This is a genomic window from Nocardiopsis listeri NBRC 13360, from assembly GCF_001570765.1.
Classification (GTDB): domain Bacteria; phylum Actinomycetota; class Actinomycetes; order Streptosporangiales; family Streptosporangiaceae; genus Nocardiopsis; species Nocardiopsis listeri.
The window spans coordinates 24,664-31,388 of record NZ_BCSH01000087.1 but is presented as its reverse complement, the minus strand read 5'-3'; the positions used below and the strand labels follow the sequence as shown (position 1 = coordinate 31,388).

The 6,725-nt window shown below is 66.9% G+C and carries 5 protein-coding genes; 2 read left to right on the top strand and 3 right to left on the bottom strand.

Annotation, left to right across the window (positions count from 1 at the left end):
• Positions 1-241: 241 nt before the first annotated feature.
• Positions 242-412 carry a hypothetical protein gene (locus tag NLI01S_RS26115; RefSeq protein ID WP_190318559.1) on the top strand — a complete coding sequence of 57 codons (171 nt, stop codon included), beginning with the start codon at positions 242-244 and terminating at the stop codon, positions 410-412.
• Positions 413-1,030: 618 nt separating this feature from the next.
• A complete protein-coding gene (gene fxsT / locus NLI01S_RS22475) occupies positions 1,031-3,580 on the top strand; it encodes an FxSxx-COOH system tetratricopeptide repeat protein (protein WP_067608082.1) in 2,550 nt (849 codons plus the stop codon).
• Positions 3,581-3,588: 8 nt separating this feature from the next.
• Here fxsT and NLI01S_RS22470 read toward each other — a convergent pair whose 3' ends face one another.
• The 3 genes from NLI01S_RS22470 to NLI01S_RS22460 all read right to left on the bottom strand — a co-directional run bounded on the left by NLI01S_RS22470 (position 3,589) and on the right by NLI01S_RS22460 (position 6,664).
• The gene (locus NLI01S_RS22470; protein WP_067608079.1) at positions 3,589-3,801 is read right to left on the bottom strand and encodes a DUF397 domain-containing protein; all 213 of its coding nucleotides are present in this window, start codon (positions 3,799-3,801) and stop codon (positions 3,589-3,591) included.
• Positions 3,802-4,168: 367 nt separating this feature from the next.
• On the bottom strand, positions 4,169-5,380 hold the full coding sequence (locus NLI01S_RS22465) for an acyl-CoA dehydrogenase family protein (protein WP_067608075.1): 1,212 nt from the start codon (positions 5,378-5,380) through the stop codon (positions 4,169-4,171).
• A gap of 204 nt (positions 5,381-5,584) precedes the next feature.
• Positions 5,585-6,664: a ribonucleotide-diphosphate reductase subunit beta gene (locus tag NLI01S_RS22460; RefSeq protein ID WP_067608072.1), complete on the bottom strand. Its 1,080-nt coding sequence runs from the start codon at positions 6,662-6,664 to the stop codon at positions 5,585-5,587.
• Between the last annotated feature and the right edge of the window lie 61 nt (positions 6,665-6,725).

The window sequence follows — 6,725 nt, the reverse complement described above, 5'->3', positions numbered from 1 at the left end:
CATTCCCTTTGTCTGATCGGACATATGAGTCATCCTGTCATGGGATCTCACGACAATACGGGCGACCGTCCGGGGCACACCCGCCTCCAGAACCCCGCCGGCGGGCCGGTAAGGATCGCCAGGCCCGTGCCCGGATCGGAGAGGTCGCTTCCGGCCCGCTCACCCGGAGGAACCCGATCCGTTCAGCGTTGTTCTCCGGCCGAAGGTGGTGGGAAGGGGGTGAGCGCGTTAACGTTGCCGCATGGACGCACAGCCCGCCGCCATCCGCGCCCGCAGCATCGGACCATCGGGGATATGTCCCCGCGGTGAGCACGACTGGCAGCCCTCCTCACCGGGGTCGGCCCGCCATCTGTGCACCAAGTGCAACTCCATGATGATGCGCAACTACGAACCCGAGCCCACTTCGGACTGACGCCATCCGGCAGGAGTTCCCGCCCCTCCATTCCCTTTCCATGGTCCGGCCTTCGCATTTTCGGATGGCACCATATCTCCTTTCCCGCGTGGCAAGATCGCGTAGCCAGGCTGATTTACGGCCTCCCCGGACTCGTTTCGGCAATCGTTGTCCACAGCCTGCGGACGACCATCGACAGAAGCGAGGGCAGAACCTAGCCTGGGACCAAGCGCCCGTTGTCGGCCCCATCCACCCACAGCGGGAAACCCGCCCGGTCCGGTGATGGTCTTCGTGTCCACCGGGCCCGTCGTCACGCGAGGCATGGGGATCAGGCCATGAACCGGTGCCCTGGACCCCGAGGGCCACGGATCACGCGGGCGGTGGACGGACACCGCACGTCCCCCCACCATGCCCCGGGCACGCTCTCCTCCCCGCCGGACACCCCTGCGCGCACACATCCTCGCGGCCGCGCGCGCACCACGTATCCCTCTCGGGACTCGCCTCGGGCGCCGGGACCGACCCGGCCCGCCCCATCCGGGTGCTCGACCCGTGACCGTCCGAGAGTCCCCGGTGAACGGTCATCCCCGGCCCGCGTCGCCGGGCCCTCGCTCAGCGCCACACGAGAAAGCTGGTGGACCGATGACGACCGGCCGCCTCCGGAAGAGGGACGCCACCCGTCTCCCGGTGATCGGCGGGGTTCCCCGCGCCAACCCTCACTTCACCGGCAGGGAAGACATCCTGGAACAGATCCACGAGGTCTTCTCCCGGCCCGGGTCCCGGTTCCTGATCGGTGGGGGAAGCGGTGTCGGCAAGAGCCGCATCGCCACCGAGTACGCGCACCGCTACGCGGAGGAGTACGACCTCATCTGGTGGATCCCCGCCTCCACCGACATCGACTCGCACCGCGCCTACCTGCGGCTCGCCGAACACATCGGACTACCGGTCGCCTACGAACACGTCCCCCGCGCCGTCCAGACCGTGCGCGACGCCCTCTCCGGCGGCCACGTCGTCGGTCGCTGGCTCTTGGTCTTCGACGACGTCACCGACGTCGAACGGCTGGCCACCGACTACTTCCCCGACGGAGGGGACGGCGACATCCTCGTCACCTCCCGCGACCACCGTCGGATCACCCGCTCGCTGCCGGCGGGCCGGTTCGACGGACAGGTCGTTCCCCGGCTCACCAACGCCGAGAGCCTCTCGCTGCTGCGTCAGGTCTGCCCGGAACGCGTCGAGAACCCCCGGAACGGTGAACGGCTGGCCGAACTGCTCGAATACCTGCCTCTGGCCCTAGACCAGGTCGGCGCGTTCCTGCGCGAGTCGACGGTCCCCACCGTGGAGTTCCTGGACACGTTCGAGGAACTCCACAACCGGATGCTCTGCTACTCCGGCCCGGACGACCACACGATCCCCTTGAAGGTGGCATGGAGCATCCAGTCCGAGGAACTGGCCTCGGGCGGCGAAGAACACGAGACCGAGCACATGGTCCTGGAGCTGATCCGGCTCTGCGCGTTCCTCGCACCGCGTCCCCTGGGGCGCGCCCTGTTCTCCCGCTCCCACGACCTGGGCCCGGCCCCCTCGGGCACCGTGCCGCTCGGTGACGACGTACTCCTGGGGCGGGTCCTCGACTTCATGAGCCGCCACCACCTCGCCTACCTCGACCACGAGCGGGACACCCTCCAGCTGCACGAGCTGTTCCAGTCGGTGATCCGCGAGTCCCTACCGCACACCGAACGGGTGCGATACCGGGACCTGGCTCACCTGGTCCTGGCGCGGAGCGATCCGGGCAACCCCACCGACTCGGCCTATCGGACCACGTACCTACGGCTGTACGCGCACGTGAAGGCCTCGCAGGCCTGGCTGAGCCGGGACCCCCGAGTACGCGGCCTGGTGCTGAACGTGGTCGACCTCCTCACCGAGGTGGGCGACTACTCCAACGCCACCGGCCTGGTCGAACAGGCCGTCAACTCCTGGTCCGACGATCCCTTCCTCCGTATGCACGCGCGGCTCCGCCGAAACAAGATCCGGCGCGTCCACGGCGAGTACGTGACGGCCCTGGCCGAGGCCGAGCGAATCCACGCCGAGCAGATCGAACGCGAGGACGGCGACAACGACGAGTCCCTGGAGTCACTGCGCGCGGTGGCCATCTCGTTCAGCGGACTGGGCCGCTTCGAGGAGGCCGGTCGGCACTTCCGCCACATCCTCGACCACCGGCGCTCCAAGTACACCGAATCCGATCCTCAGACCCTGGAGGCCGCGCACGACTACGGCCAGGTCCTCCAGGAACAGGGCCGGTTCGAGGCCGCCCTGGCCATCGACCAGCACACCTTCCAGGGTCGGCGTTTCGTGCTGGGCCCCAACGACGTGCACACCCTGCGCAGCGGCCTGTCGGTCGGTCTCAACCTCATCCTGCTGGGCCGTCTGGAGGAGGCCCGAGCCCAGATCGAAGAGTGCATGGAACGCTTCACCTCCGCGGCCCGACCGGACAGCCCACACGCCATCCAGGGGCGGATGCTGCTTTCGGTGATCTACCGCAGGCTCGGCTCCGCGGACGCGTCCCTGCGAGAGGCCCGGCGGTCCATGTCCCTGTACGACCGTAAGTACCCGCCGACCGGACGGCTGCTGTTGTATCTCCGGGCCATCCACATGGTGACGCTGGCCGGAACCGGTTCCATGAGCGATCTGGAGGAGGCGGTCCGGGACGCCGAGCTGTTACTGCGGCCCTTGGACGAGCGTTACCCGAACGAGCACCCGTTCCCCGCCACCGCGCGGCTCAGCGCGGCCATCGTGCTGCGGGCGTCGGGCCGTTACACCGAGGCGCTCGAACTGGACCGGCAAGGTCTGGAGCGAGTGCTGCGGATCTATGGTGCGGGCGCGTTCAGCTGTCTTCCCGCGTCGTTGAACGTGGCCACCGACCTGTTCCACCTCGACCGGGTCGAGGAGGCGAGGCGACTGGACTCGATGACGGAGGCGGACTGCCGGAACCGACTGCCCGCCGACCATCCGATCCTGTTGACTGCTCGCCGGAATCACCTGGTGAGCAGGCATGCGGCCGGTGAGAGGGTGGGCCCGGAATGGGAGGGCCTACGCGAGGAGTTCTTTTCCCGCTTCGGCCCCGATCACCCCGGGACCGCGTCCATGTCGACGTTCACACGACAGGACTGCGACGTGTTCCCGATCGCTCCCTTGTGACCAGGGAATCAGGAAATCCCCTTGGAAACCGCGAGAAAGGTCGTCCATTCACGGTTCTCGAACTTGAGCTGCGCGTCGTCGGGGTGCACCGAGTCACGGAAGTAAGATTCGCCGTTGGTGAGGTTGAGGACCTCACAGCAAGTGCCGATGTCGTACGAATAGGGTGACTTGCGCCAGCGGCCGAAGAAGCCATGAGCGTCCTCGGTTCGGTTTTCCATCATGTGCGGCCCTGTCTTTGAGCGTTGCCGGTGAGCGGCTGGTTTGGAACGGGCGGCACGGGGGCACTTCTGTAAAGAGTCGATACAGAAGCAACGTTCGCGACGCGCTTTCCTCTGTGCGCACGCGCGCGACCAGCGGTAATTCGGTAGAACGCTAGCGTATGCCTCACACGCCAGGCGAGAACCCCACGCTCTGGAAATGATCACGATTTTCCAAACGGACGGCATACGTCGCCCAACGGTGTTCAACCCAGGGGGACTTCTAGTATCGAGTGTCATTATTCATGTCTCTTTGGTGGCATTTTCAAAGGGCCTACCTTTGGTCCGAGCGGCGGGGGCGTCCTCCTCCCTCCCACCCCCGCGCTTCGTGTCAGCCCACCGAGGGCAACGGCTCCGGCGCGGCCCTGAGCCGGCCCACCAGGCGTTCTGACCACTGACCCTTGTCGGTGCCCAACGCGGCCTCGCCCAACCGCAGAAGTTGGATATCGCTCGTACCGGCCGGTGCGAAGATGTGGTGGGCGTCGCGCAGGTACCGTTCGACCGGGCTGTCGGTGTACAGCCCCCGGGCCGCGTGGACCTCCATGGCGTTGCGCGCGGTGTCCAGCGCGTACTCCACGTTGACGAGCTTGGCGTTGATCAGTTCGTGGTCGCAGGGCAGGCCCTGGTCCAGTAGCGACACCGCGTGGTAGAGCGACAACGTGGCCACCATCAACCGGGACTGCATCTGTCCCAGCTTGAGCTTGACCGCCGCAACCTCGGCCAGCGGCTTGCCGTAGCGATGCTGTCGGGAGGCATAGGCGCTGGTCTCCTCGACCAGGGCGCGATGGATGCCCAAGGCCACCGCGGCCAGGTTGGCCCGCCCGTACAGGACGCTGGAGGAGTAGGCCACCGACAGGCCATCGCCCTCCGAACCCAGCATGTTGGCGGCCGGAACCCGACAGTCCTCGAAGCGCAGTTCACCGAAGCTGAAGCCGTGCAATCCCATCGTGCCCTCGTGCCGGCCCCGGGAGAAACCGGGGCGGTCCGACTCGACCAGGAACGCCGACAGACCCTTCGATCCGGGTCCGGTCCGGGCCACCACGCCGTGCAGGTCACCGACGTGGCTGTTGCCCACGAACACCTTCTGCCCGTTGAGCACGTACTCGTCACCGTCGCGCACCGCGCTGGTGGTCATCCCGAGGACGTGCCCGCCGGAACCGTACTCGGTGACCGCGATCGTGGGCAGGCAACGGCCCGCGGCCACCTCCGGCAGCCAGGTCGAACGCTGCGCCTCGTCGCCGAAGTGCACGATCTTGGCGACCCCCAGCTGGGAGGCCTGGACCATGGCGCCCATCGCCCCGCTGACCCTGGAGAGTTCCTCGATGATGATGGTCTTGGCCAGGTGTCCGAGTCCCATCCCTCCGTAGCCGCGGTCCACGGTCACCCCAAGCCAGCCCTGCTCGGCGATCAGCCGGGAAAGGTCCCGGTCCACGCGACGGCGCCGCTCCATCTCGGGGACCCGGGGTTCCACCTCCCGCCGCGCGAACCCGCGTACTTCCTCCCGCAGCGTCCGGTGCCGCTCAGCACCGAAGTAGTGCTCCACGTCGCTCCCCTCCGCGCCAGGAACTTCCTGGTCGCACCCGGTTTCGACGCGGGTGACGCGAGTTCGTTCGGGTTCTGGCCTCCTCCGGTCAGCGCGTTACCGGAACCGGCCAGGAAGCCGGGCACCCGCCTCGGGCATGCGAACGGCCCGGGGCGCGCGCCCGCCTCGGGCCGTGGAGGGAGAGGTCTCTCCCGGGAAGAGGATCTAGTCCCAGTCCAGGCCGCCACCCGTCTGGTACTCGATCACTCGGGTCTCGAAGAAGTTCTTCTCCTTCTGGAGGTCCATCATCTCCGACATCCACGGGAACGGGTTCTCCGTCTCACCGAAGATGGGCTGCAGACCGATCTGCTCGGCACGGCGGTCGGTGATGAAGTGCATGTACTTCTCGCACAGCTCCGAGTTCAGCCCCAGCACACCGCGCGGCATGGTCTCGCGGCCGTAGGAGACCTCCAGCTCGCAGGCGTCGATCAGCATCTGCCGGACCTCGGCCTGGAACTCCTCGCCCCACAGGTGCGGGTTCTCGATCTTGATCTGGTTGATCACGTCGATGCCGAAGTTCAGGTGGATCGACTCGTCGCGCAGGATGTACTGGTACTGCTCGGCGATACCGACCATCTTGTTGCGACGGCCCAGCGACAGGATCTGCGCGAAGCCGGTGTAGAACCACATGCCCTCGAAGATCACGTAGAACGCGACCAGGTCTCGCAGGAACGCCTGGTCGGCCTCGGGCGTGCCGGTGCGGAACTCCGGGTCCTCGAGGTTCTGGGTGTACTTGAGCGCCCAGGCGTCCTTGGCCGTGATGGACGGGACCTCGCGGTACATGTTGAAGAGCTCGCCCTCGTCCAGGCCCAGGCTCTCGCAGATGTACTGGAAGGTGTGGGTGTGCACGGCCTCCTCGAAGGCCTGGCGCAGCAGGTACTGGCGGCACTCCGGGTTGGTCAGCTGACGGTACACGGCCAGGACGATGTTGTTGGCGACCAGGGACTCCGCTGTGGCGAAGAAACCGAGGTTGCGCTTGAGCATGAGGCGCTCGTCGTCGGTCAGCCCGTCCTTGGACTTCCACAGCGCGATGTCGGCCTGCATGGCGACCTCGGTGGGCATCCAGTGGTTGTTGCACCCGGCCAGGTACTTCTCCCACGCCCACGTGTACTTGAGGGGCAGCAGCTGGTTCACGTCGGCGCGGGCGTTGATCATCGCCTTGTCGTCGACGTTCACGCGCTCGGCGCCACTCTGGATCTCACCGAGACCGGTGGAGGCGGCGTTGTTCTCGGAAACCGCGGTCATGCTCGTGTTCCGTTCTCCGGTCGTACCGGGTCGTCTATGGGAGTGGAGGGGAAAGGAGGGG